Genomic DNA, 25688 nt, shown 5'->3' with positions numbered 1-25688 from the left:
CCCAAGGGGCCCACTCCTTGCCTAGAACAAAATCCCCCGGCCCCGAACCGCAAACGCGCCTGTGCAGTCAGAGCGGCGCCCTGTCGCGCCGACTGAGCCGCTTCCCAGACGGGCGGAGGAGCACAACGCCTTCCCGGCTGGCACCGCATTCAGCCAACAGGGGGAGGCGAAATGGATGACCGACCTCCGAGACCGTTTGCAGACGTCCGTACGCCGACACCTGACAACCCAGCCCGTGGCCCAGGACCGCGATCGAGAGCTCGCCGAACTCGCTGACGCTCTCTCATCCCCGCATGTGGCCCTTCACACATCCCGGGCCCTGCCGACGCACCGGACGATCTGCGCTGACAGGTGGCCATTGGCAGTGATCGCGGTGCAATGCCCCTCCTTCCTCGGTCTGGTACTGGCGCTCGACCAATACGAAGAACACCCGTTCACTCTCCGCGACGGTCACCGACAGTGACGTTCCCAGCTCCCCAGCATTCCCGCTGGACACCCTGTGTACCGGCCGCGGTCGATTCCCAAACCCTCCCCGGGCGACCATTCTCTGCCGCCTGACTGCGGTCAGTGATTGCATGTCCACAGAATCGAAAAATGAGGTCTCAATAGCTTTTCCAACTCCAGGGGCGAACATATGAAAATGGGACGTTCATGACACGAGGTTTGCGGTTACCCGTAGCGGCATGGCACCGATGTGGCAGCGGAAGCGGGATGACCAGCACCAGCAAGGCAGCCGGCAGCGGAGCGTTGGCCGCAGGTTGGATGATGAGCGCGGCGGCGTGGGGCCGGATCCGCCGGTGGAGCGGAATGCTCCGGATCGACCTACGGAGATGCCCAAGAAGTCGTGGGGGGCGGTGCTGAAGCGGACGGTCGCCGAGTTCAAGGACGATGAGCTCGCCGACCGGGCGGCGGCGCTGACCTACTACGGCATCCTGGCCCTATTCCCAGCCCTCCTGGTACTGGTGTCCCTGCTGGGTATCGCGGGCGAGTCGGCAACGAAGAGCGTCTTGGACCACCTCACGAAGCTCACGCCGGGCTCGGCCCGGGACATCATCACCAATGCGGTGACCCAGCTGCAGTCCAGCAGCAGCACCGGATCGGTCCTGGCAATTGTTGGGCTGGTGGTGGCTCTGTGGTCGGCCTCCGGATATGTTGCCGCGTTCATCCGCACCTCCAACGCCGTCTACGACGTCTCCGAGGGCCGGCCGGTCTGGAAGGTCACCCCGCTGCGGCTGGGTCTGACGCTGGCGCTGATGATCCTTGCCTGCATCAGCGCGCTGATCGTGGTGCTCACCGGCCCCCTCGCCAAGCAGGTCGGCACCGCTCTGGGAATAGGCGATGCGGCGTTGACGGTGTGGTCAATCGCTAAGTGGCCGGTCCTGGTCCTGCTCGTCACTATCATGATCGCCATCCTGTACTGGGCGTCACCGAACGCAAGGGTCCGCGGATTCAGGTGGATCACTCCTGGCAGCTTCCTGGCTCTGGTGATCTGGATGATCGCTTCGGCGGGCTTCGCGCTGTACGTGGCGAACTTCGCGTCCTACAACAAGACCTACGGCACCCTGGCCGGGGTGATCATCTTCCTGGTATGGCTGTGGATCACGAACCTGGCGATCTTGCTCGGCCTGGAGTTCGATGCCGAGCTGGCGCGCGAACGCGCGATCGTCGGCGGGCACCCCGCCGAAGAGGAGCCCTATGTTGAGCCCCGGGACACCCGCACATGGAGTGATGCGAACCGCAGCGAGACGGGCGATTCGTGAGGCAGCCCATCGACCCGCGCAGCCTGTGAGCTGCGGCGCTGGAGGGCGCAGGAGGGGAAGCAGGTGATCATGCGCCTCGTCCTCCGTCGCCACGACCGCCAGCTGACGTGCCGGGCCGCCTCCTTGGACCCGCCCTGGGCGCGGCCGCTGCTGCCAGCGGTCGAGGCCACGGCCCAGGGAAGCAAACTCTGATTGCGCCCGCCATGACCATGGCCGCGACCGGAGAGCTCACCCAACGCGGTGTGCAAGCGTCTGTCCGAACGGCGCAGGCCGCCAGAGCAGTTGGTCCCGCACCACGACGTCGAAGACCTGCCGGGCAGCTCTTCCCTCCCTCCGGGCACACCGTGGCCATAGACTTCACCGCCGCAGTAGCCCCACCTCACTCTGGTGGCCATCGAGCGCGTCCACACCACAGCCCACTACCCAGCGACATTCGCGGCCGGCGCCGTCATCGGCATCGCCAGTGCCTGGCTGGTCCACCACGCACCCCGACCAAAGGGATCCTTCTGCGACTGAGTGCGGCGATGGGGTTCGGGTACCCGCCTGGAAACGACCCGTACACGACACGAAGGTCTGAAGCCCCGGGCGCCAACAGAGAGGGGCAGGTGACAATGATGACCAGGTCAGTGGGCCCGCCGGGCTCGGACACCGAGGAATCGGTGGGCGAGCTGGTCAAGCAGGCATCGGAGCAGATCTCCCGGCTGATGCGCCAGGAGTTGCGTCTGGCGCAGGCGGAGATGCAGCAGAAGGGCAAACGGTTCGGGATCGGCGGCGGCCTGTTCGGCGGAGCCGGGGTGATGGGCTTCATCGCCCTGCAGGCACTCGCGGCCACCGCGATAGTGGCGCTGGACCTGTTGTGGCCGCTGTGGGTCTCGGCGCTGACCGTGACCGCCGTCTTTGCGGCGGTAACCGGCGTGCTCGCCGGCGTGGGCAAGAAGCAGGTCAGCCAGGCCGGCCCACCCGCACCCGAGCAGGCCGTCGACGGCGTCAAGGCAGACGTGGCCGAAGTCAAGGAGAGGGCACACCGATGACGGACCAGTCCCAGAACAACGACTCCACCCCCACTCCCGAGGAACTGCGGGATCAGGTGAAGGAAACCCGCGAGGAACTCGGCGAGACTGTCGCGGCTCTGACCGCCAAGTCCGACGTCAAAGCCCAGGCACGGCAGAAGACAGCGAAGGTCAAGAGTCAGATCCAGGACAAGGCCGCCCGCGCTCTGCATGTCGCGCAGGACAAGACTCCCCAACCGGTACGCGAGAAGGCAGCCCACGCCAGGCAGCAGCTGACCGAGACCGCCCACGTCCTGGGAGACAAGATCCAGGACAGGGCGTCGGAGCCGACCCGGGAGAAGGTCTATCAGGTGGCCCAGTCCGCGCGCAGCGGACGCAGCCTGCTGATCGCCGCGGCTGTGGGCGCGCTCGCCGTCGTCTTCTTCGCCAGGCACAGCAGGAGGTGCTGAATGAAAGCGTCCAAAGTCGCCTACAAGCCGGTCGGCCTGGCGCTCGGCGCCGTGAGCGGTGCCGTGGCCGGCGCAGTCTTCAAACAGGCGTGGAAGGTACTCGGTCACGACGACGATGCCCCCGACGCCACCGACAGGGACCGCAGCTGGCCGGAGGTCCTGACCGCCGCCACCCTCCAGGGTGCGATCTTCGCCGGGGTCAAGGCGGCGGTCGACCGCGGCGGCGCCGCCACCCTGCACCGTCTCACCGGCGCCTGGCCCGACTGACATTCCACACCACCGGCAGCAGTAACGCACAGCGCGCGCATGGTTGTGTTGGTGCCGGCGGGCGCGGTGGTGTAGCCGAAAACGGAGCCCGGGTTTGCCGCGGTCTTCTTCGCCGATTCGGCTGTGACGGTGACCGCCGCGGCGGTCACCGTCACAGCACGACGCCCGCTTCAGCCCCCGATGGTCGGGTGTGCCACGGTCTGTCGATGACCCAGAGGGCGCGACCAATGCGCCCCGGCGGAGTCGTGCGGTGGCGAAGCCGTTGAAACCCGGCGACCATCGACCCGCGTCCCACTCCTTCACGGGGAGACCACCTGCTCGTTCCTCGCCGGTACGGCGAGTGCCAACGGACTTGAACTCCCCAGTTGGACAAGGCGCTTCACCGATAGCCGCTTGCCCGGCCGTGCCCTGGCAGACGTCCGTCCCAGACTCTCAGGAGGTCCTCTTCAGTGCCGACGCGGTGACCTGCCTCGCCGCCCTGGTCGAGCGGGAGGCGGAACAGCTGCGTCGCGCTCTGACGGCTTCCACGGCGACCGTTGCTGAAGTCCCGGGCGCGGCTCTGCGCGTCACCACGTGGCCCTACGGCGACGGTTGTCGGCGTACAGGCTCGGCTGGCCCTGGCAAGATTTCCGTGGAGCTGGAGTGTGCCACCGTGCGCCGGTGACGCTCCGTCACAGGTGGCGGCGTCGGAGCAGGGCCATGAGGATGACGCGGTGGCGGAGCAGCGGGACTCCCCGCGGCCGGCCATGATCCGTTTCTGGAGTTTCAGGTCGGTGATGCGGCCTTCGTTGACGCCGGAGTTGAACGGGGTGGTGATGCCCTGCACGACTGCGGGCTGGTCCTCGCGGATGGCGTTGGCCAGGCTGGCCAGGGTTGGGAGGCGGGCGGTCGTGAGTTGCTCGAGCCACTCCGCCGGCGGGGCGGCGTCGCGGGCGTCGAGCATGGCGGCGAATTGACGCACCAGGTCGTGGGTTCGGTCCAGTTCCGGGCAGTGCTCGAGCAGCCGCCTGGCAGTCCGCCGCGTGAGCGTCCGATGGCATGATCGTCCCGCTCGTCGGCCGGGGCCCCTTTTGGCGGGCTCCGGCGGCGTGTCGGTGGGATCGGACGATGGTGGAGTCGACCGAGACGACCCAGTCGAGGTCGCCTTCGGCGTAAACAGCGAGCTGGGCATCCCCTACCGTGAGGCCGGCCTCATCGCCTCCTACCGACAAGCCCTGACAAGCCTCCACCGGGCAGGAGGCCCTCTCCGCGACGCACGCCACCGCTCAGCCAGAGTTTCATCCGCGTCCTGAGCTCCCTACGTCTGCAACCAGCATTGACTGACAGAGTGAAGGGAGCACCCCACTGGCCGCCTCCCGCAGTAGTGAACTACAGGGCTGGAACATCCGGCGCCTGCGGGTCGCTCCCCGGATTCGTCATGAGGGTCGGTGATGCCCTCACGGCACGGCATCGGTCGTCAACGTGGTTAGCTGCTGCCGCCGTTCACGGTTCGCATCCTCATTCCTCCCGGTCCTCATCGACGGCCTCGTCCTCCCATTCGTCTTCCTCGACGTCCCCTTCCTCTTCGTCCTCAGCATCGCCCTCTTCGTCTTCCGCGGCTTCGTACTCGCCGTCACTCTCCGGCCCCTCGGCCTGTGCTGCTTCTTCCTCTTCCATCGCTTCGTCGTGCGACATGACGACTTCGCCGTCCCGGATCTCGCCGCGCCAGCCTTCCGGCTCTTCCTCGGTGAGAGTGACGTACCGCTGGAAGTGCTTGAAGTCCAGCCGAACCCGGCGGCCCTGGGCCCGCCAAAGATTGCCGGTCTTTTCGAAGAACCCGGACGGGTAGTACTCCAGGACCAGGACGATCCGCGTCAGCGTCGGCGCCAGTTCGTGAAAACTCACGGCACCGTTGGTCGTCCCCTTGGCGCCTTCGGAGGTCCAGACGATCCGGTCGTCCGGGATCTGCTCATGAACAGTCGCCTTGAAACTGCGGGAGGAGGGGCCGACCTTGACCTTCCAGTCGCTGGTCATCTCGTCGCTCATCGAGACGTTGTGAACGCCCTTGGTGAAGCTGCTGAACTCCTCGTACTGGGTCCAGCAGTCGTAGGCCGTGCGCAGGGGCACGCCGACGTCGAGGACCTCAATGATGTTCATGCTCTTGTTGCTGCTGGACTTGCCCTTGCCGCCGCCGAACGCCTCCTTGGCCTTGTCCACGACACTGTCCCTGAGGCCTTTGGCCTTCTCGGACAGGAACGCCTTCACGGGGGACTCGCCCTCGAGGATGCGTGAGCCGATTTTGAGCAGTGAGCCGCCGTTGTCCGCGACATCGGTGAGCTGCCCCGTGACGTCCGTGAGCTTGTCGCCGGCCTTCTCCGCGAGCCGTTCCACCTGTGAACCGACGAAACCCGACAGCGCCTCACGCAGTCCGCCCACCCCCGACTCCAGCGTCTGTGCCTGCTTCGTCTCCTTCCCTGCCATGGCGGGCTACCTCCGGTGATCGGCGCGCTTGGAGGTCTTCTTCGCAGCCCGCCCTGAAGACGCCGCCTTCTTTGCGGGAGCCTGCTTCCTGGCGGCAGACTTCTTGGCTGGGGCTGCTTTCTTCGCGGCCGGCTTCGTCGCAGAGGACTTCCTCCTCCGGGATGGTTCCTTCGGCCCGGAGGAACTCCGGGCAGAGGGGGCCCTCTCTCGCCTTGACGCGCTACCCCTCTCGGGCCGAGCCGGCCTCCGGGAGCTTCTCCGGCGCTGCGGGCGCTCGGGTTCAGGCTCCTCCTCTTCCTCCTCCTCCCCTTCCTCTTCCGTGTCCTCCTCTCCCTCGTACTCCTCCTCCGGCTCTTCCTCTTCCTCGTACTCCGGCTCTTCCTCCGCCTCCTTGCCGAGGCTGGCCGTGCGCTCACGGAGCGTGTCCGCGAGCGTCCCCATGCCGCGAGTGGCCGCAGCCGTCACTGCCTTGCGGCCGGCCTCGAGGAACTCCCCCTTCAGCTGGTCCTGCAGTTCGGCGACCTGCGGAATCTCCCCCAGCCTGCGCATCCCCTCAGCAGCAAGCTGGCGCGGCTCAAGACCGAACCGCCTGCCCGCCAGATATGTCGCCACGCTCAGGGCGAGCTTCCCCTTCTTCGTACGGCCCAGCACGTAACCGCCTGCTATGGCCCCTGCAAGCGCCATCTTGGTCTGATCGTCCATGCGCACGTCACCTCTATCGTTCCCGCGGGACCCGCCTGTGCCGCGCAGACTGCTGCTGTCAGTGGTCTCTGCCCCAACGGCGGCCACTGGGGACGATTTTGGGAGCGCAACGAAGGGGGCACCTGATCCTGCTCACTTCGGGCGGGGCCGGCCATCAACAGCCCGGAGATTTCAGGCCGCGAGGGGCGGCCGCCTCGGCATGAGAGCCACCGCCCAATGCCGGTCCTGTACTCACCAGTCTCGCCCGAATCGTGTCGGTCGCATCCTGAGAAGCGCCCACGGCCTTCGGGCAGCGTTAGCGCAGCTACGGGCAGACGCATCGTTTGTGGGCCGGCTCTACGGGACCACGGCCAACGGGTGCCCGAACATCGTCCGCCACGCAGATCCGTCGCGGAAGCTGACCTGGACAGTCGCGAAACCGCCCAGGCGGCTGGATCGTCAACGGCCGCAAACGTCATCTCGTGGTCGCAGGACGAGCATTCCTGGGCGCACCGGCCCGCCGTGGGGCCCAAGCCAATGCACGCGTCGAACCCACCAACGCGGCTACGGCCGGGAGGACACGGCCCGCGTCAACGTGCTGGCATGGCTTGTGCGATGAGGATCGCGACGTCGTCGTGGTCGGCGGGGTGTCGCGCAGGAGCCACCGGCAGGTGTCGTTGAGGACCGGCGCGGTTCGTCGAGAGTGTGCAGCAGCGTGTTGAGGCACCAATGGGGTGGTGGCGGGTTTCGACGAGGCCGTCGGTGTCGCTGAGCCCCTCGACCCGAGTCCCACAGCCCACGACGGCAGAAGACGGTGCCAGGGACCTGCGAGCGGTGCTCGCCGCAGCGGGTGAACGACCCCCTATGTGGTCGTCGAGGCCTCTTGGGGCGCGATGACCGCACTTCTGCTCGCGCGCACCGACTTCCCCCAGGTCGCCGGTCTTGTCACCGTCGACGGCGCTTCGGATTTCCTCAAAAGGCGCTGTCGCCTGCTCAGTGGTCCTACTCGGTGCCGGTGCGGCTGATCGGAAGGCGGGTGCGGGTGATGCTGCACGCCTCTGATCTGGTGGTCCATGACGACGGAGTCGAAGTCGCCCGGCACGAACGGCTGATGATCAAAGCCGGCGTGCGTCTGGTGCTGGACCACGATCTGAAGGCGCTGGTCCGCAAAGCCAGGAGCCCTGCCCGGGTCGACCGCGCTGAAACAGGTGTCGGCGTACGCCTGAATCCGGCTCTGGCAGGATTCGCCGATGCACTCGGCGCCGGCTGTCATGATGTCTCGTGCCATCGTCATGGCCGGATCCTTAAGATCGCGAATCGTTGGCTTCGCTGGCTCGAGTTCCCCGTCCAGGTCGCCTCACGCACCCGCGGTGGCGGCGGTCGGGGATGGCACCCTCTCGGGACCGGAAGGGATCGGCACTGGTCGGATGGGGCGAGGCGGCCTTGGTCTCCTTCGTCAGCGGCCCGTCCCGCCTTCAGCGCCGACCATCCCTCGGACGCTGAACCCGCCCTGGAGCCGGCGGCCGCTGGCCGGGACGGGACCGCCCATGCAGTCTGTAACCGCTGCGTATCGCCGAGTTGCCACGCTGGGCCCTGTCGGCGTGACCTGCGCACACTGGATGCATGAGCGGAATGACCATCGGCGTACCGGTGGAGCGTGAGGATCTGCTCGCCGCGGCCGTCGTCGAGGCCGTCGAAGGAACCGGCGCGTACGCGGGGAGCATTTTCCTCCGCTCCCGCGACCGCCGGTCGATCGTGCTCGCCGCGACGTGCGGGACGCCGCCGTCCCTCCTCGGTGGCTGGCGCCTCATCCCGGTGAGCAGTCCCATTCCGGTCGCCGTGGCATACAGCTCTGGGCGCACCGTCCATCTGGCCGACGCGGAGGAGACGATGCGGCGGTATCCCCAGCTCGCGGTGGCTCTGCCGTATGCCTTCGGTTCCTGCTCCGTGCCAGTGGGTGCGCGTGGGAAGACTTTCGGTTCGCTGGCGGTCGTCTGGGCGGCTTCACCGGGCAGTGAAGGGCTGTCCAAGGCCCAGCGGCGCCAGATGCGGACCGTCGCGAACCGGCTCGGGGGCTCCCTTGCCGCCCTGCGCGCCCGTACCGGTGATCCGGTCGAGTGCGAGCCGGGGACGGTTCCCGTCGAGACCCCGGCTCCCTCGGCAGCGGCCGTGCGGGTCGGCTTGTTCGACTGGAACCTCGCCTTGGGCACCTTCACTGTGGACGACGAGCTGTGTGCGATCTTCGGTCTCGACCCCGATGCTTTCGACGGACGGGCCGAAACGCTTGCTTCCTGCCTGCACCCGGGCGATCGTGTCGCCTTCCGGGCCGGGGCCAGGGAGGCAGCCGACGCGGGCCGGATCACCGCGAGGCGCCTGCGCGTACGGGACAGCCGGGACGGCGGCAACGGCGAGGGGTGTCGCACGGTCGAGTTGTGGGGCCGCGTGCCGGCGGCCGACGACGCGCGGGCAGGCACCCACCTGGTGGGCGCGGTTGTGGACGCCCGGGCCGGCCGTGCGGCTGTAGCTGCGGTCGAGCGGTTGCGGGACGGGCTGTTCTCCCTCGCTCCCGACGGGCGGGTCACCTATGCCAATCGCAGCGCCCTGCGACTGTTGGGCGTTTCTGGTGATGAGGTGCTGGGCGGGTTTCTCTGGGACGTGCTGCCATGGCTGTCCGACCCCGACATCGAGTACCGGCACCGGTCCGCGATGATCTCGCAGACGCCGTCCTCCTTCCTGGCCCGCCGACCGCCCGACCAGTGGCTCGCCTTCTCCCTCCACCCGGAGGCCGACGGGGCGACCGGCCGGGTGGTGCCTTTGGGTCAGCCGCACCCGACCCCGACACCATCCACCTTTACGGCCGAGGCAGCACCCACCGCTCCGCCGGCGCGACTGGGCGTCATGTATCACGTCCTGCAGCTGGGGAGCGCGTTGACTGAGGCGGTCACCGCACGCGAGGTCTGCGAGGCCGTCGGCGACCAGCTTCTGCCGGCCTTCGGAGGCCAGCAGATGGCGATCTACGTGGTTCGTGACAAAGCGATGCACCGGCTCTTTCACACCGGCCACCACGAAGACTTCCTCGACTGGCTGGAGGGCATGCCGCTGCACGCCCGCCTGCCCGGCACCGAGGCCCTGACCTCTGGCGCGCCGCTGTTCATCGAGTCGCAGCAGGACCTGTCCCGGGGTTATCCGGGCATCCCCACGGGCGAAGTGAGTTCCTGGGCATATCTGCCGTTGATCGCCTCCGGCCGTCCTGTGGGCACCTGCGTCCTCGGCTTCGACGAGGTCCATCGGTTCACGGAGAAGGACCGCGGCGTCCTGACTGCCCTGGCCGGGCTGATCGCCCAGGCGTTGGAAAGAGCGCGGTTGTACGACTCGGAGTTCGCCGTCGCGCGCGGCCTGCAGCAGGCGCTCCTGCCGCACCGGCTGCCGGTAATCCCTGGAATCCATGTCGTTGCGCGCTACCTGCCCGGCACCAGCGGAATGGACATCGGCGGCGACTGGTACGACGTCATCCCCACCGACAACGGGACCTGTCTCGTCATCGGAGACGTGGAGGGGCACAGCATCGCCGCCGCGGCCACCATGGCCCAATTGCGCAGTGCGGTACGAGCCTTCGCAGCAGTGGGCCATACACCTGGGGATGTGATGGCGGGCGTCAACCGAACCCTCATCGACCTCGACTCCCCCCTGCTGGCCAGCTGCTGCTACATCCGCCTCGAACCCCACGGTCACCACGCCCACGCCGTCACCGCCGGCCACCCCCCACCCCTGCTTCGCCATCCCGACGGCACGACCGACGCCCTCGACCTGGACATCGGCCCCGTCCTCGGAGTGGAACGCGCAAGCGCATATCCCACGACCCGGATCACTCTCCCGCCGGGATCCGTCCTCGCCCTCTACACCGACGGCCTGGTCGAGGAACCCGGAGTCGACATCGACGTGGGGATCGACCGCTTGCGAGCATCCCTGGCCCACGCCCGCGCGGACACGCTCGACGAACTCGCCGACCGGCTCCTGCACAACGCCCGCGGCTCCTCCTACCGAGCGGACGACATCGCCCTGCTGCTCACCGAATGGGGCCCCGACCGTGGCCTGCGTGCCGCCGACGGCGGCGCGTCACCTGATGCCTGAGGCCGTCAATGAGGGGAATTTCAGTTCCCACCCCCAAGGACTGCGAGCCCCTGCCGGTGGTCGTGCTCGACTACGACCTGCCGCTGAACGAGCTTAACCAGGCGCGGGCGGGCCTGCCCTTCACCCTCACCGTGGACGGCACCAGGGCCAAGGGCGGACCGGCTCCACCGCGATGGCCGGCGCCAAGGTGTCGGTGTCGTACGACGACGGAGCCACCTGGAAGTCCGCCAAGGTGCTGCGCAAGGACAGCAACACGTTCCAGCCCTGCTGTGGCACCCGAAGCTCGCCATGTGGTTCGATCAGTCTGCGGCTCACCCGCAGGCCCCCGCTCCGTCGCCCACCGCGGTCGTTGCGGTATGCGACCGGCGGCCGGGGGTAGCCGGGTCGTATGACGGTTCAAAAGATGAGCGTCCTGGTTCTCGACGCCGCCGAGCCCACCGAACTGGCCGAGTTCTACGCGGGGTTACTCTCCGCCGAGGTACGGGTCGGCAGCGACCCCGACTTCGTGGAAGTGCTGGGACAGCAGGGCGTCCATCTGGCGATGCGACGCGACCACGGGTACGCCCCGCCAAGCTGGCCCCGGCCGGAGGACGCGCAGCAGGCACACCTGCGCATCCTGGTGGCGCGGGGCGACATGGACGAGGCGGAGCGGGAGGCGATCGGCCTCGGCGCGCGGCCGGTTTCGGCAAGGGACAACCACGGACCCCGCGACGAGCGCGTGTACACGGACCCGGCGGGCCATTCCTTCTCGCTGGCGGTCTCCCCCGACACGTCGGGAGAATTACGGCTGTGACGGACGTCAGGCAGCCAGGATCTGCGAAGCAACCTCCTTGAGCTTTCCGGCCGCCCACCGGATCTGCCGCTCGGTCTCCTCGAAACACGACCGCGCGAGAGCGAGCAACTCGGCGTCCTTGACGGCCTGCGCCCCCTGGATCACCATCTCCCAGCCCAGCCGCACGCCCGTGACATCCGTACAGATCTGCCGCAGGTTGTACAGGAGCATGATTTCGGCGTGCTCACGTCGTGCGCCGAGTTCGCCCGCCCTGTCCTGTCGATGGTCGAGGAAGGCGGAATGGCGCCCGGGGCCGGGTCCACGACGTAGCGGGTGGCCGCTGCGGCCAGTTCCCTGACGCGGCGATGGGACCAGTCGGCCAGGCCCTGCCCGAGCCGGTGGATCTCAGGGCCTCGGCGATCCGCTGGCGGGAAAGCCCCTGGCCGAGAAATAGGTGCCGGAGCCGCTCGAGTGACTGGTCGCCCTTTCGCTGTATGAGCCGCCGTTTCGGGCGTTGCGGACGAGTGCGGAGCTTATGAGCCGGTCGATCATCCTGCGGCCGCGGCGTGGGTGTTGTGGCCGAGGAATTGTCCGGCCTGAGAGAAGGCGAGACGGTGCCGGGGATGAGCAGGTAGGTGCTGCAGGCGGCCCGGAAGGCGCGAGGAAGAGTCTGGTCCGGTGAGATCCGTGGCCAGCAGGCGCATGGTCCAGGACGGCCCCAGCAGGGCCGGGTCGCTCTCAGCGGGTCGCACGGAGCGGTCGTCGCCGAGCCGCCTGCAGGCGAGACCATGGACCGGGAGGCGATCCAGTGGGCGGCGGCCGTCGCGGCACGGGAACTGCTCCGCGACCACCTTCGCCCGCCGCAGGAGGAGCGGTAGAGACCAACCACCAGTGTGTCCCCTCACGGCTCGGGGAAGCCGATCGGTGCCGGGAGAAACCTAGCGGAAGGCCGTTGACACGACCGGCAACGCATCGCACGGCACAAAGGGATCCGGCGGACTCCGGGTCGTCGTCATCGGCGCGACCGGCAACGCAGGGACGAGCGTCGTCCAGGCCCTGGCCGAAGATCCCTGTGTGGCGTCGGTCCTCGGCGTCGCCCCCCCCCGGGCGCCGGGCTGGCAGCCCGAGGGAACCGCATGGGTGGCCGCGGACATCGACCCGGGCGGCGGCCCCGAGCTCGTCTCCCTCTTCGCCGGAGCGGACGTTGTCGTTCACCTGGCGTGGAAGTTGCCGGCCCACGCACGACCCGACGACCACGTGGCGGACGAACGTGCTGGGCAGTATCCGCGTCTTCGAGGCAGCAGCAGGGTCAGGCGAACCCGCGCTGGTCCACGCCTCGTCGGTCGGCGCGTACTCCCCGAGCCCGAAAGACCGTCCGGTGGATGCGAGCTGGCCGGGAGCGGCCTACTGCCGTGAGAAGGCCTACCTCGAACGCTTCCTGGACGCGTACGAGCAGCGCCACACCGCCATGCGTGTGTCCGCATGCGACCGGGGTTCCTCTTCAAGCGGGAGTCCGCGTCGCAGCGGCGACGGATCTTCGCACGGCCGCGTCCAGCGGAAGGTCCGCAGCTCCCGCACCCGTGCCGAACTCGACTGGGAACCGCGCCGTACGGCGGCTGAGGCGGCCCAGGAGTTCCTGGACGGGCTCCACGCCCAGGCGGGCATGAACACCGCCCCGCTCGCGTCCCGATCCGCTCGGGAAGCCGCCTGAGCCTTCGGGGGCGCATGCTGGGAGAACGTTCATCACCGCGACAAATGCGACATGTGTCACATTCGATTCCCGGGGCAGGCGCCCTTGGACGGGGCGGAGCCAGCAGATGGGCTCGGCCGCCCACGGTCACGGCGAAGGGACGAACGTGCCCACCAGCAGCCAGGCTCTTCTCTCGCGCGCAGCGAGCAATCCGGTCCTGGGCGGTATCGGGCTACTGATCGCACGCATCGTCACCGTGGCGGTACTCATCGGTGTGATTCCGTGCGCCAACAGGCGCCGTAGGACACAACCACCGCGGCCGCGGCCCGAGGAACAGCCGACCGCACCTGGGCACCGTACGCACATCGAGCACAACCGCGAGCCGGTCGGTGCGTCCTTTCCCGACGCCGGCTCACGCCTGACGCGGCACGAGCTCAAGCCCCACAGCAGTCGGCCTGGATCCGAGGAACGGCGCACGCACGACCAGGACAGCGGTGCCTTCGGCAGCGGATCGCTTGGCGGCTGTGCGAAGGAACCAGCGGAGGAACCATGCGTGCACTGACATGGCACGGAAAGCGTGATGTCCGGGTCGAGACCGTGCCCGACCCGATCCTGAAGGAACCTTCGGATGTGATCGTCCGGATCACGTCCACCGGGATCTGCGGCTCCGACCTGCACCTCTACGAAGTGATGGGCCCGTACCTCGATCCGGGCGACATCCTCGGCCACGAGCCGATGGGCATCGTCGAAGAGGCGGGCGCCGACGTGACCGCACTCACCGTCGGCGACCGGGTCGTTGTTCCGTTCAATATCTCGTGCGGCCGTTGCTTCATGTGTGACCGGGGGCTGCAGTCGCAGTGTGAGACTACGCAGGTCAAGGAGCGGGGCATGGGAGCCTCGTTGTTCGGCTACACCAAGCTCTACGGCCAGGTGCCCGGCGGCCAAGCCGAGTTCCTGCGGGTTCCGTTCGGCGACACCTTGCCCGTCAAGGTTCCCCACAGCCCGCCCGACGAGCGTTACGTCTTCCTCTCGGACGTGCTCCCCACCGCATGGCAAGCGGTCGAGTACGCGGCCCTTCCCCCTGACGGCACCCTTACCGTCCTCGGACTCGGTCCGATCGGCGAGATGGCTGCGCGTATCGCCCTGCACCGCGGTGCCCGCACGGTGATCGGTGTGGACCTCGTGCCGGAACGACTCGAACGGGCGAACGCCCGCGGCGTGACCACGCTCGACCTGCGCAACCACGGCAAGGACCTCGCGGAGACGGTCCGAGGGCTGACGGACGGGCGTGGCACGGACGGTGTGATCGACGCGGTCGGAATGGAGGCCCACGGGGCCCCGGTCGCCAAGGCCGCCCACTGGGCGATAGGGCTGCTGCCCGACCCGGTGGCCCAACGCCTCATGGAACACGCAGGTCTCGACCGGCTCAGCGCCCTCTACACGGCGATCGAACTCGTGCGCCGGGGCGGCACTGTTTCAGTCGTCGGCGTGTACGGCGGCACCGCCGACCCCCTGCCGCTGATGACCCTGTTCGACAAGCAGATCCAACTGCGGATGGGTCAGGCGAACGTCAGGAACTGGGTAGACGACATCCTTCCCCTCCTCAACGACCAGGACCCCCTCGGAGTCGAGACCTTCGCCACCCACAAACTCCCTCTGGAAGAGGGCCCGCAGGCCTACAAGACCTTCCAGGCCAAGGAAGACGGCATGATCAAAACGCTGTTGAAGCCCTGATGGCGTGCGACGCGACGCAGCCGGAGCGGCCGAGTAGGCCAATGAGCCATCAGGAAGCCGTGCTGGTCAAGGAAGGGAGGCCTCATGTTCCGTACGGATGATGACGTAGCGGAGCAGACGTACGACGCCACACCGTTCCTGCCCGGGCGACGAGCGGGGCTTCCGGGCCTGCGGAGGGCCGCGGCCGAATGCCGGGGTTGCCCACTCCACGAGGACGCCACCCAGACAGTGTTCGGGGAGGGAGACCGCTCCACGCGCGTCCTGATCGTCGGGGAGCAACCAGGCGACCAGGAGGACCGCCAGGGCCGCCCGTTCGTCGGTCCGGCCGGCAAGGTCCTGACGCGTGCGCTGGAGGACGCGGGGATCGATCCGCGGCAGACCTACGTCACCAACGCGGTCAAGCACTTCAAGTTCACGCCCCCCGAAGGCCGCAAGCGCCGCATCCACAAGGCACCGACCTGGAGAGAGATGACGGCATGCAGGCCATGGCTCTTGGCCGAGTTGAAGGTGGTCGCCCCCGAGGCGGTGGTGGTGCTCGGGTCGACGGCGGGCAAGGCGCTCCTGGGACCGTCCTTTCGGGTGGGCGAACAGCGAGGCGCCCTGTTGCCCTGGCCCTCAGACCACGACCCCGATGGTTCTGAAGCGCTCGCCGGGGGGTTGGTGGCGACGCTCGGGCAGCGGGGCCTTCCCCCTGCGGCAGTCGATCACCGCTGCCGACACCCCTCCCCTCGCCTGCGGCAGTTCCGGTTCCCGCTGGTTGGTACCCATGACCTACCTCTACCCCGATCCCGTCTCCTCCTTGCGACCCTGACGCCGTCGGGTCCTCGCCGAAGAGCCAGGGGCGTCGTGGCGGGTAGGGATGCTCCGTGGACCAGCACCGCAGCCCGTTGATCGTCTACGCGAACTTCTTCTCCGACGTGGCAGTCAGCCTCGCCGCCCACGACGTCCTGACCCAGTGGGCAGGGCAGGCGCCCCGCAAGATCTGGCTCCTGCGGCCCGGAGACGCGCTCGTCACGCCCGTTGCGCCGAGCGAGACGTTCCGCCGCTACGCCTGCGGGCTGCTGGGGGTGCCGTACGGGTCGCTGACGGTGATGACGGCGCCTGCGGTCGAGGGACTGCCCATGGCGGAGGCCCTGGACCGGTCAAGACTGATGGACGCGCTCTTCGATCTGGTGGCCGCGCGGCCCGGGGCGGAGCTCCTGCCCATCGTCCTCGATGCGTCCACAGCCGCCCTCGCACGACGGTTGGGTGTGACGGTGGCTCCCTACGGCCCAGGAGGCCCGAGTGCGAGCGCGGTGGACGCGGTGCACCGGCTCAACACCAAGACCGGTTTCCGCGCCCTCGCCGCCGAACTGGGCATCCGCATTCCTGAGGGGCAGGTGTGCAAGGGGCACACCCTGGAAGCCACTGCAACCGCGATGCTTCGGGAGTATGAGCGCGTCGTAGTGAAGCCGGACCGCTCAGCAGGCGGCCACGGGCTGTGCTTCCTCGCGCGTGCGGACACAGCGCCGGCACCACTTCGGAACGAGCCCGCCGGGACGTGGGTGGTGGAGGAGCGACTCGATGTCGTCCGGTCGGTCAGCATCCAGATGCACCTGGACGCATCCGGGCCGCGAGTGGTGTTCTCCGGAGAGATGCGCGTCCAGCAGGGCTCCTACACCGGCTATGTCTCACCGCTGGCCGGGTCCGGCGGGGCCGTTGCTGCAGAGCTGGAACGGTGGGGCATGGCCTTGGGGGGCCACCTGGAGCGATCGGGCTACGCAGGACCGTACGGGGTGGACGCGATCCTCGCCGCCGACGGAAGGCTCTACGCGACGGAGAGCAATGTCCGCCGCACCGCCACCACCACGACGCAGTTCATGGCGGTCCGTCTGGCCCGTGCTGCGGGCCTGGACGCTCCGGCCTGGCTGCTCGGCAGACGACGCACACGTGCGCCCCACGACTTCGAGGACGCCGTTTGCTTGATGAAGCGTGCCGGCCTGTCCTGGCCGGGGGATCTGGCCGGGAGAGCCGCGGGAGTGGTGCTCTACGAGGATGCGCCCTCCGACGGCCGCACGTGGCGCTACGCCGTGCTCGGTTCCACCCGGACTGCCGTATTCGAAACAGAGGAAGCCCTCGCCGCCGTCATGGAGTTCGAGGAGCCGCAACAAGCCTGAGGTGCCGAGAACACCACAAGCCTGAGGGAACCGAGGCCACAGGCCGGACACGCGGCTTGCGTGCGAGATCGAGGACATCGTGCAAGTCGGCACGATCGGCCTGATCAAGGCCATCGACCGGCTCGACATCAGCCGAGGGTGGCCTTCACCTCCTTCGCCCTGCCGTACATCCGCGGCAAAATCATGCGCTGCTTCCGCGACGCCTGCTGGGACATCCACGTCCCTCCGCCTGCAGGAACTCCGCGTAGAACTCGCCAAAGCCAAAGAGCACCTCGCCACCCGGCTCGACCGCGACCCCACTCTCGACGAATTGGCCGCCCACCTCAAGCGCAGCGAAGGAGAGGTGAGAGACGGCCTCATCGCCGCCGCCGGGGTACAGCGCAACCTCCCTGGACAGCCCCAACCTTGATCAGGACACCGACCCGCCATGCTGGCCAACGGCCGCTCCTGTCTGTTTCGGGTCCTCGGCTCAGGACTCCTAACACAATGAGCTACCGGGAATGACTGTCTGTCAGCCTGTGCTTTCCTCGTATCGGTGTCGGCGGGGTGCGGGGGTGTGCGACGGCTTCTGGGGCGGTGAAGCGCAAGCCGTGGGAGGGCGAGGACGGGCTGCGGGAGCGGATTGAACCGCTGCTCCCGGCAGCGGAGCGGCGCTACCGCTATCCCGGACGCAAACGGCTTGACCAGCGCAGGGCCATGTGCGGGATCCTGTTCGTGCTGTACACGGGGAGCCGGTGGGAGTCCTGCCGCAGGAGCTGGGCTTCGGCTCCGGGATGACCTGCTGGCGGCGACTGCGCGACTGGAAGGAGGCCGGCGTGTGGCAGCAGTTGCACGAACTCCTGCTCGCCGAACTCCGAGCTGGCGACGCCTTGGACCTGTCCCGCGCCTCCGTCGACGGCTCCCACCTGCGGGCCCTGAAGGGCGGAGACGCCACCGGGCCCTCGCCAGTGGACCGGGGCAGGACGGGCAGCAAGCACCACGTCATTGTCGACGTCCACGGCATACCCCTGGCCGCCACCGTGACCGGTGGCAACCGCAACGACGTCACCCAGCTCCTGCCCCTGATCCACGCCGTACCGCCCATCCGCGGCAAGCGCGGACGACCCCGTCAGCGCCCCCGACGTCCTCTACGCCGACCGCGGTTACGACCACGACGTCTACCGCCGCCAGGTCCGTGAGCTGGGCATCCGTCCGCTCATCGCCCGGCGCGGCACCGAGCACGGAAGCGGCCTGGGCAAGAACCGCTGGGTCGTCGAAGCGGCCTTCGCACTTCTGCGCTGGTTCCGCCGACTGCGTATCCGCTGGGAAATCCGCGCCGACATCCACCAGGCCTTCCTCACCCTCGGCTGCGCAATCATCTGCTGGCGGCGCATCAAAAAACAGTGCTGATCTGAGCCCTCAGCCCGAACCGCCGACCAGTGCCTCGCCGAGCGGGGTGCGCCGGTAGAGCACCGACCGTCCGGACCGGGCGCGGACGCGTCCAGCGCCACCAGCAGCCGGGCTCGGGCCCGGCCGACCAGAGCGGTCAGCGCGTCCGGTTGGGGGACAGTCTCCTGTTCGCCCCACAGGGCGGCGGTGCCGCGGGCAGGATAGACCAAGGTCCTGGGCCAGGGGTCTTCCAGGTGGGCGGCGATATTCCCGACGAAGACCGAAGGGATCAGCAGTAGCCCGTCGCCGGCGAGACGGACTGTTCCGCCTCGGAAGAAGCCGAGCTCGATACCGCCGGCGCGCCAGGCGATGCCCGGGTGCAGGCTCTCGATGGTCGTGGCCCATCCGTGTTCGCCGATCACACCCACCCGGTGCACGACATCGCGCTCACAAATCGTGCGCAGTTGCGGCCAGTCCGTGGCGAGCAGCTCGTGCCACGCCTGGTCCATCGCCTCGGCGATCCTGGAGACGGCGTCCGTCGAGTCCAGCACTGCGCGGTAGTCCCGTTGTTTGCGCTGACGGGACTGCCGCTGGTCGGCTTCGCTACCGAGCCCGGAGTGGGCGTCTCGTCCTGTCTGCTGCTGCTCTGCGGCTTCGGATTAGCCTTCGGTCTCGGCCTGCAACGGCCGTTCCTGGACGCCCTGCCGCAGGATGGCCAGGGCCAGGCCTTCGGTCTGCTCGGCTCCGGCAGCATGACGCTGCAGGGCGTCGGGCCGGCCTGCTTCGGCTCGGTGGCCGCAGGCATCGGAACAGGCGGCGCAATCGCCCTGGCAGGCGGCGCGGCGGTGCTTACCGCCGGCTGGATTCTCACCTGGCACCCGCCCACCTCCCCGGTCCCCGTCCCGAACTACTCAACGGGATCAGAGAACGGCACCGAACAGCATGCGTGTAGTTCTCCTGCGCAGTAAACGTCGCAGGTCGGGTCGGCCGCGAGCCGTCACGCACCCCACCCCCCACCCCCACGTCTCTCTGCCCCCAAGCTGGTGACCGGCAGATCACCGCCACCGCGACGCATTCGAGGTCGGCGCTGCCCTCACCGTCCGGAAGGACTGGTGGGCGGGTCCTGCGGGTCGACCCCGGTAAAGGCCGAGGAGTCTTTGGAACCGCTGGGGCGCTGGGAGCGGCCGCGGCGGCCTTTGTCCTGCATTCCCTTCTCCTGAGACTTCCCACCGCGGTCCTCGCCACTGCGGGACTCGCTCTTCACAGGCGTGCCGGAGAGAGAGGCTTCCTTGTCCTGCTGAGAAGACGGGGCCGACCCCTTGGGGCCAGGTGCATGCTCATCGGGGTGGAAGGACCGGTGGCCGCTCGGGTTGTCCTGATTGGCATCGTCGACGTCTTCGGACCATCCGTGCTGGTCACGTCCCTTGTATCGGCTGGGCCCCTCGCCGTGTTGCGGATGCTTCCTCGACATGATCGCCCTCCGTTCCAGGTTTCAGCGATAGGTGGTGGTATGCCCAACTATTCGCCGTTCATTCGGATGGTGCATCGATGGGTCAGAGCCGCGGAGTCGGGTAGCCGCCCAGAGACGGGCCGGTGCACACACGGCGATAAATCAGAGCCCAGTCCGCACGGAACCGGGAGGTCCAGCAATGACCGTGTCCGGACAACCAGGGGGATCCCTCTGGACGGAGCACGACCCGGGGCCCGGGTATCCGTCCCTGAGAGGCGCCATCCGAGTAGATGTCGCCGTGATCGGCGGCGGGATGGCCGGGCTCTGCACGGCGCGGGAGCTGGCGCGGTCAGGCCGTACCGTCGCTCTTCTGGAGGCGGACCGCATCGCGTACGGGGTGAGTGGTCACACCACGGCCAAGGTGTCGGCCCTGCAAGGGTCGGCCTACAGCAGGATCCGCAAGACACGCGGCGACGATGCCGCACGGCAGTACGCCGAATCCCAGCAGGACGCAGTCGCACACGTACGACAGCTGGCGGGGGAACTCGGCATCGACTGCGATCTCGAGCCGGCCGCGGCGTACACGTACGCCACCGATCCGCAGCACTGTGAGGAACTGCGCCGGGAGGCCGACGCCGCCCAGGCAGCGGGCCTCGACGCACGCTACGTGGAAGAGGCACCGCTGCCCTTCCCCGTCTCGGGAGCCGTGCGCCTGGACGACCAAGTACAGTTCCACCCGCGCAAGTTCCTCCTCGGCATCGCCGCCGACCTGATACGCAACGGAGGGAAAATCCTCGAGCGCACTCGGGTGACGGACCTGAGTGAGGGAAGCCCCTGCAGGCTGACGTCGAGCGCCGGTCACACCGTCGAAGCGACCGACGTGGTGGTGGCCACGCACTACCCGGTCTTCGACCGCGGACTGCTCTTCACCAGGCTGGAGCCCAAACGGGAGGTCGTCGTCGCGGGACCACTGCCCCCGGAGGGCCTCGCACCGGAGGGAATGTTCCTCACCGAGGAGAACAACACACGGTCGATCCGCTCCGCCCCGCACGACGAACACGGGCGCATGCTGATCATCACGGGCGAGAAGTTCACACCGGGGGACCCGAAGGACCGAGGTGCGGCCTGGCACTTCCAGGTCCTCACGGACTGGGCGCACCACCATTTCGCGGACTTCGCCGTCACCCACCGCTGGGCTACCCAGGACACGTTCTCCACCGACCATGTTCCCTTCGTGGGCCGCCTCCACCCGCGAGCCGACCACGCTTACGTGGCAACGGGGTTCGCCGGCTGGGGACTGAGCGGCGGCATGATGGCAGCGCGGCTCCTCACCTCCCTCGTCACGAACAGCCCGTCCCCCTGGGCAGACCTGTACGACCCGGCCCGCTTCCACCCTCTGGCGGAGGGGACTTCCATGCTGCGGCTCGGCGCGAAAACCGCCCGGCATCTCGTCGCCGACCGGCTCCCCGGTGGACGCGCCGACTCGGTGGACGACATCGCACCGGGCCAGGGGGCGGTGATCCGTGGCGATGGCGAAGGGCCCCAGGCGGTCCACAGGGATACCTCCGGCACCCTGCATCGTGTGTCGGCCCGCTGCACCCACCTCGGCTGCATCGTCCACTTCAACGAAGCCGAAGCCGCGTGGGAGTGCCCCTGCCACGGCTCCCGCTTCGACATGAACGGGTCCGTTCTCCAGGGGCCGGCGGTCCACCCCCTGGAGTCGTACGACGAGGAAGGCGAGGGAGGATGACGAAGCACGAAGCAAGGTCGGACCACTCAGAGGTCCTCGTACTGCAGGCCCCGGAAGATTCCCGCCGCAGGGGAAACGCGGTCCACGGCCCGCCCAGCCACAAACAGGGGCATCGACCCTCGCGTCCTCCACGTGCTCGGAGCAGACCTCTTCCGGGCCACGTCCCGATGCTCGACGGGATCGATGACCGGCAACTCGCCCAGCGCGCTGGACGGGCGGAGGACCTGATGGCAGATGCCGTCCGCGCGGAGCACGCCTTCTTCTCCACCTGTGGCAGTTCTCTGCCGGTCAGGACAGCGATGATCACGGTCGCAGGCCCCGGCGAGAAACTGCTGGTCTCCCGCAACACCCACAAATCTGTGAGCCGGCACAGGCCGGCCCCCTGATGATCGCCTGACAGAGGCGAAGCCCCACGCTTACGAGCAGCGCGTAGCTGCGCACACGATCACATCGATATCCATGCCTTCAGGAGTTGCCATGGCTGCGCAGGACCGCCAGGAACAGAACCCTGTCACGGCCCACCCCCGGCCCGACTTTCCAGACCAAGAACAGCCCCACCCCGGGTGGACCGGGCCGATGGACCCACCGCCCGACCACGGCGAGTTCTCCTACGAGGGACACGGTCTGCTCAAGGACCGGGCCGCGATGATCACCGGCGGCGACTCGGGCATCGGCCGGGCTGTGGCGCTGGCCTTCGCCCGTGAGGGCGCCGACGTGCTGTTCACGCATCTGACCGAAGAGACCGAGGACGCGCTGGAAACGTCCCGGCTGGTCCATGAGGCGGGACGGAAGGCCGTCGCGGTGCCGTGCGACATCAGGGAGGAGCGGGAGTGCAGGGCGCTGATAGAACAGGCAGTACGCGAGTTCGGCCGGATCGACATCCTGGTCAACAACGCCGCCTACCAGATGTCCCAGCCCGACGGCATCCTGGCCATCTCGACCGAGCAGTTCGACCGGGTGATGAAGACCAACCTCTACGGCATGTTCTGGCTCTCGAAACTGGCACTGCCACACATCCCCAAAGGGGGCAGCATCATCAACTCCGCGTCGGTTCAGGCCTATAAGCCCAGCCCACATCTCCTCGACTACGCGATGACAAAGGGCGCCATCGTCACGTTCACGCAAGGCCTGGCGCAGATGGTCGCCCCGGACGGAATCCGGGTCAATGCCGTAGCACCAGGGCCCGTCTGGACGCCACTTATCCCCGCGACCATGCCCGACACCGTCGAATTCGGAAAGCAGTCACCACTGGGCCGCCCCGCACAGCCCGCTGAAATGGCCCCTGCCTACGTCTTCCTCGCCTCCGGCCGAGCCAGCTACATCACCGCGGAAATCCTCAATGCAACCGGAGGGACCCCGCTGCCCTGACCCAGCCCGGGACGACCGAAGGAAGACGGGCGGAGCTCCGCCTCTCAAAGCCCTCCTGCCGTGGCGCCCGTTGAAGGCGTACGTGTGGACTGGTCGATCGCGGAGGTGGCCCGGATGTCGGGCGTGACCGCCCGGACCCTGCGGCACTACGACGAGATCGGTCTCCTCCCGCCGGCCCGGAACGGCCGATGGCAGCCTCTCTCCGCAAGGCTGTACGCCGGAGGGACCACCGAGCCTCTCGACCGGCTCAGCTGACGTTGCGACGCCACCAAAGGCAGGGGGGACATTCAGGGACAGCGCTGCTCGTCGACCGCCGCGTGCAGGGCCTGCACGGCGTCCTGGGCACCCTGCCGGTCCTGGCCGTGGTCGATCGCCTCGAGAGCGGCGGCCGCCGCGGTGCGCACGGTGTGTGGAAGACCGTCGTCGGCAGCAATCCGATACGCAATGGTGCGGCGCGCGAGCCGCTCCTCGCCGGAGACGCCGGCCGGGCCGGTGAGCGGGAAGACGGCGGCCTGGTACATAGCGATGCCCAACAGCACGCCCTGGGACAGTCCCTCGGCGTAACCCTGGACGTTCGCGTCCCGCTCCGCCTGCCCGAGGTCGGCGAAGACGCGACGGCGCACCAGAATCGATCCGCCCCATGCTCCGACACCGGTCACGACACCGGAGAGGACCGCGGCCGCGGGCCCGGCCACGAGGTAGCCGCCGCATGCCCCGAGCGCTGCGGCGCCGATCGCCAGTTGCGCGGTGATCAGCACGTGGGCGCGGGTGACCGCTCGGGTGTCCATGCCGGGCAGTATGCCGAACGGCACCGAACACGCCGGGCCCGCCCCCGACCGGACCGGACCGGCGGCGGGAGCGGGGCAGCGACCACGGCGGTCACAGCGGCGGTCTGGGTAGAGGCGTTGCGGGGCGTACCCGCTGCCCAAAGGGCCACTGAGTGAAAGCCGTTGGGCCGGACCCGCCCTCGCCCGTCTGCCGCCGTTCTGTCAGTCGATCAGGACGCCTGGGTTGAGGATGCGATGGGGGTCCAGGGCGTCCTTGGCGGCGCGCAGGGCCAGCGCGAAGGGCTCCGGGCGCTGGAGGTCGTAGCCGGGGCGGTGGTCGCGGCCGACGGCGTGGTGGTGGGTGATGGTTGCGCGGTAGCGGTGCAGGACGTCGCTCGCGGCGGCTTTGATGTCGTCCCAGGCCTCGGCCTCTTCGCCGGGTCGGCCGGCGACGGCCACGGTGAAGTAGGGGGCGGCGCCGTCAGGGTAGACGTGGGTCAGGCGGCAGTTGATGGTGGCCGGGTGTCCGGTGGCCTTCAAGGCGGCGGTGCCGACCTGGGTGCGGACAGCGTCGATCAGGGCGGGAATCTTGTCCCAGGTGGCGGCGGTCTCGAAAGTCTCGATGACGGCGCCCATGCGGGCCAGGCCGTCGCGTAGGTAGGGCATGCGCAGGAACGCCGAGCGCCAGGCGCTCACGGCCGTGTCGGCCGGGGCGTTGCGGTCCGCCGTCGGCGCACCGCCGCGGCCTCCGTGGGCGCGGGCCAGGTCCAGGGCGCTCGTGAGGCGGTCGTCGACGCGGGTGGTGGCGGATTCGAAGCCCAGGACCAGGACGGCGGAGCCGTCGTGCGCGGCGCCGGACAGCGCGGCCTCACCGGAATCGAGCAGGCGGCAGTTGGCTGGGAAGAGGTCGGATTGGGCGATGGCACGCACCGCGTCCAGCGCCTGGTGGAAGTCGGCAAAGGCCACGGACGCCGAGGCCTTGTGCCGGGGGCGCTCCTGCAGGCGCATCCACGCCTCGGTGATGACGCCGAGTGCGCCTTCGGAGCCGAGGAACAGCCGGTCGGGCGACGGTCCGGCACCGGATGCGGGCACCCGCCAGGACCTGCCCGCTCCGGCGGGCGTCACCACGTGAAGGGCCTGCACGAAGTCGTCGATGTGGGTGTGGACGGTGGCGTAGTGACCTCCGGCCCGGGTGGCCAGCCAGCCGCCGAGGGTGGAGAACTCGAAGCTCTGCGGGAAGTGGCGCAGTGTGAGGCCGTGGGGCCGCAACTGCTCTTCCAGTACGGGACCGAGCGCGCCGGCCTGGATGAGGGCTGAGCGGCTGGCGGTGTCGATCGCCAGGACCCGGTTCATCGAGGTCAGGTCGAGCGACAGCACGGCGCGGTGGGCGTCGCCGCGGTACTCCACGCCGCCGACCACCGAGGAGCCGCCCCCGAAGGGGATGACGGCCACGCCGTGCCCGCCGGCCCAGTCCAGCAGGTCGGCCACCTCCTGGTCGCCGGTCGGTCGGGCGACCAGGTCGGGGATCCGGCCGGGCCGGCCGCGCAGGGCCCGGATGACGTCGCGGTAGGCCTTGCCCATGGCGTGGGCGGCGCGCGCTTCGGGATCGGCGGTGACCAGGTGCGCCAGTGCGGGCGGGGGTGTCGCGCCGGGACGGGCGATGGGCAGGTCGGCGACCCGGGGTATCGGCAGCGGGCGGGCCAGAGTGCCCGGCAGCAGGGCGCCCAAGGCGGCGCATTCGGCGTCGTCGGGGTGGGCGTCGGCGTAGCCCCAGCCCCACCAGGCGCGGGTGCGGGAGGTGCCGGGGTCGGACGGGGTGGCAGGCATGAGTGTGCTCCCAGCGAGGTCCAGGTAACTTACCCAACGGAAAATTAC

Annotated in this window: 20 protein-coding genes and 7 pseudogenes; 20 read left to right on the top strand and 7 right to left on the bottom strand. The window is 68.8% G+C overall.

What is annotated here, in order from left to right:
• Positions 1-683: 683 nt before the first annotated feature.
• The 4 genes from OHS70_RS37135 to OHS70_RS37120 all read left to right on the top strand — a co-directional run bounded on the left by OHS70_RS37135 (position 684) and on the right by OHS70_RS37120 (position 3486).
• Positions 684-1760: a YhjD/YihY/BrkB family envelope integrity protein gene (locus OHS70_RS37135; RefSeq protein WP_328405011.1), complete on the top strand. Its 1077-nt coding sequence runs from the start codon at positions 684-686 to the stop codon at positions 1758-1760.
• Between the two features lie 614 nt (positions 1761-2374).
• Positions 2375-2791 (top strand): phage holin family protein, encoded by a 417-nt coding sequence (locus OHS70_RS37130; RefSeq protein WP_328405009.1) that lies wholly within the window; start codon positions 2375-2377, stop codon positions 2789-2791.
• Positions 2788-3219 (top strand): DUF3618 domain-containing protein, encoded by a 432-nt coding sequence (locus tag OHS70_RS37125; RefSeq protein WP_328405007.1) that lies wholly within the window; start codon positions 2788-2790, stop codon positions 3217-3219. Before OHS70_RS37130 ends, OHS70_RS37125 begins: the two co-directional genes overlap by 4 nt.
• On the top strand, positions 3220-3486 hold the full coding sequence (locus OHS70_RS37120; RefSeq protein WP_328405005.1) for a DUF4235 domain-containing protein: 267 nt from the start codon (positions 3220-3222) through the stop codon (positions 3484-3486).
• Positions 3487-3865: 379 nt separating this feature from the next.
• Here the strand turns inward: OHS70_RS37120 and OHS70_RS37115 are convergent, their stop codons facing one another.
• The 3 genes from OHS70_RS37115 to OHS70_RS37100 all read right to left on the bottom strand — a co-directional run bounded on the left by OHS70_RS37115 (position 3866) and on the right by OHS70_RS37100 (position 6648).
• Positions 3866-4447 carry a hypothetical protein gene (locus tag OHS70_RS37115; RefSeq protein WP_328406209.1) on the bottom strand — a complete coding sequence of 194 codons (582 nt, stop codon included), beginning with the start codon at positions 4445-4447 and terminating at the stop codon, positions 3866-3868.
• 536 nt (positions 4448-4983) lie between these two features.
• Positions 4984-5946: an SRPBCC family protein gene (locus tag OHS70_RS37105; protein WP_328405002.1), complete on the bottom strand. Its 963-nt coding sequence runs from the start codon at positions 5944-5946 to the stop codon at positions 4984-4986.
• Between the two features lie 6 nt (positions 5947-5952).
• Complete coding sequence (locus OHS70_RS37100) at positions 5953-6648, bottom strand: histone protein (protein WP_328405000.1); 696 nt, start codon at positions 6646-6648, stop codon at positions 5953-5955.
• 1024 nt (positions 6649-7672) lie between these two features.
• Here OHS70_RS37100 and OHS70_RS39230 point away from each other — a divergent pair.
• From OHS70_RS39230 to OHS70_RS37090, 3 genes are all read left to right on the top strand, one after another.
• Positions 7673-8254 carry a hypothetical protein gene (locus OHS70_RS39230; protein WP_443062779.1) on the top strand — a complete coding sequence of 194 codons (582 nt, stop codon included), beginning with the start codon at positions 7673-7675 and terminating at the stop codon, positions 8252-8254.
• On the top strand, positions 8251-10758 hold the full coding sequence (locus tag OHS70_RS37095; protein WP_328404997.1) for a SpoIIE family protein phosphatase: 2508 nt from the start codon (positions 8251-8253) through the stop codon (positions 10756-10758). The genes OHS70_RS39230 and OHS70_RS37095 overlap by 4 nt, the downstream gene beginning before the upstream one ends.
• Before the next feature lie 388 nt (positions 10759-11146).
• Positions 11147-11551 carry a VOC family protein gene (locus tag OHS70_RS37090; protein ID WP_328404995.1) on the top strand — a complete coding sequence of 135 codons (405 nt, stop codon included), beginning with the start codon at positions 11147-11149 and terminating at the stop codon, positions 11549-11551.
• Positions 11552-11557: 6 nt separating this feature from the next.
• Here the strand turns inward: OHS70_RS37090 and OHS70_RS37085 are convergent, their stop codons facing one another.
• Complete coding sequence (locus OHS70_RS37085; protein ID WP_328404993.1) at positions 11558-11761, bottom strand: hypothetical protein; 204 nt, start codon at positions 11759-11761, stop codon at positions 11558-11560.
• A gap of 404 nt (positions 11762-12165) precedes the next feature.
• Here OHS70_RS37085 and OHS70_RS37080 point away from each other — a divergent pair, with 404 nt between their 5' ends.
• From OHS70_RS37080 to OHS70_RS37045, 8 genes and pseudogenes are all read left to right on the top strand, one after another.
• Complete coding sequence (locus OHS70_RS37080; protein ID WP_328404991.1) at positions 12166-12408, top strand: hypothetical protein; 243 nt, start codon at positions 12166-12168, stop codon at positions 12406-12408.
• Between the two features lie 136 nt (positions 12409-12544).
• A pseudogene (locus tag OHS70_RS37075) lies at positions 12545-13099 on the top strand (NAD-dependent epimerase/dehydratase family protein); the annotation flags it as partial.
• 248 nt (positions 13100-13347) lie between these two features.
• Positions 13348-13782 (top strand): DUF6479 family protein, encoded by a 435-nt coding sequence (locus OHS70_RS37070; RefSeq protein ID WP_328404989.1) that lies wholly within the window; start codon positions 13348-13350, stop codon positions 13780-13782.
• Complete coding sequence (locus OHS70_RS37065; RefSeq protein ID WP_328404987.1) at positions 13770-14954, top strand: zinc-dependent alcohol dehydrogenase; 1185 nt, start codon at positions 13770-13772, stop codon at positions 14952-14954. Before OHS70_RS37070 ends, OHS70_RS37065 begins: the two co-directional genes overlap by 13 nt.
• Before the next feature lie 84 nt (positions 14955-15038).
• Positions 15039-15656: pseudogene (locus tag OHS70_RS37060) on the top strand (UdgX family uracil-DNA binding protein); the annotation flags it as partial.
• Positions 15657-15820: 164 nt separating this feature from the next.
• The gene (locus OHS70_RS37055; RefSeq protein WP_328404983.1) at positions 15821-17110 is read left to right on the top strand and encodes an ATP-grasp domain-containing protein; all 1290 of its coding nucleotides are present in this window, start codon (positions 15821-15823) and stop codon (positions 17108-17110) included.
• A 64-nt stretch (positions 17111-17174) separates the two neighbouring features.
• Positions 17175-17526 (top strand): annotated as a pseudogene (locus OHS70_RS37050) (sigma factor); the annotation flags it as partial.
• Between the two features lie 160 nt (positions 17527-17686).
• A pseudogene (locus OHS70_RS37045) lies at positions 17687-18499 on the top strand (IS5 family transposase).
• 9 nt (positions 18500-18508) lie between these two features.
• Here the strand turns inward: OHS70_RS37045 and OHS70_RS37040 are convergent.
• Positions 18509-19035 (bottom strand): annotated as a pseudogene (locus tag OHS70_RS37040) (ArsR family transcriptional regulator); the annotation flags it as partial.
• Here OHS70_RS37040 and OHS70_RS37035 point away from each other — a divergent pair.
• The 5 genes and pseudogenes from OHS70_RS37035 to OHS70_RS37015 form a co-directional block, all read left to right on the top strand.
• A pseudogene (locus OHS70_RS37035) lies at positions 18958-19446 on the top strand (hypothetical protein); the annotation flags it as partial. The pseudogenes OHS70_RS37040 and OHS70_RS37035 sit on opposite strands and share 78 nt — an antisense overlap.
• A gap of 681 nt (positions 19447-20127) precedes the next feature.
• A complete protein-coding gene (locus OHS70_RS37030; protein WP_443062707.1) occupies positions 20128-21678 on the top strand; it encodes an FAD-dependent oxidoreductase in 1551 nt (516 codons plus the stop codon).
• Entirely contained in the window at positions 21675-22064 is a 390-nt protein-coding gene (locus tag OHS70_RS37025) for a hypothetical protein (RefSeq protein WP_328404979.1), read from the top strand. The genes OHS70_RS37030 and OHS70_RS37025 overlap by 4 nt, the downstream gene beginning before the upstream one ends.
• A gap of 91 nt (positions 22065-22155) precedes the next feature.
• Positions 22156-23046 (top strand): SDR family oxidoreductase, encoded by an 891-nt coding sequence (locus OHS70_RS37020; protein ID WP_328404977.1) that lies wholly within the window; start codon positions 22156-22158, stop codon positions 23044-23046.
• A gap of 84 nt (positions 23047-23130) precedes the next feature.
• Positions 23131-23232, top strand: a pseudogene (locus tag OHS70_RS37015) (MerR family DNA-binding transcriptional regulator); the annotation flags it as partial.
• 101 nt (positions 23233-23333) lie between these two features.
• Here the strand turns inward: OHS70_RS37015 and OHS70_RS37010 are convergent.
• Together OHS70_RS37010 and OHS70_RS37005 are read right to left on the bottom strand one after the other, a co-directional pair.
• Positions 23334-23834 carry a hypothetical protein gene (locus OHS70_RS37010; protein ID WP_328404975.1) on the bottom strand — a complete coding sequence of 167 codons (501 nt, stop codon included), beginning with the start codon at positions 23832-23834 and terminating at the stop codon, positions 23334-23336.
• Between the two features lie 201 nt (positions 23835-24035).
• Positions 24036-25640 carry an FAD-binding oxidoreductase gene (locus OHS70_RS37005; protein WP_328404973.1) on the bottom strand — a complete coding sequence of 535 codons (1605 nt, stop codon included), beginning with the start codon at positions 25638-25640 and terminating at the stop codon, positions 24036-24038.
• Between the last annotated feature and the right edge of the window lie 48 nt (positions 25641-25688).

The organism is Streptomyces sp. NBC_00390 (assembly GCF_036057275.1).
In the GTDB taxonomy this organism is placed as follows: Bacteria; Actinomycetota; Actinomycetes; order Streptomycetales; family Streptomycetaceae; genus Streptomyces.
This window is presented reverse-complemented; position numbering and strand designations above follow the sequence as displayed.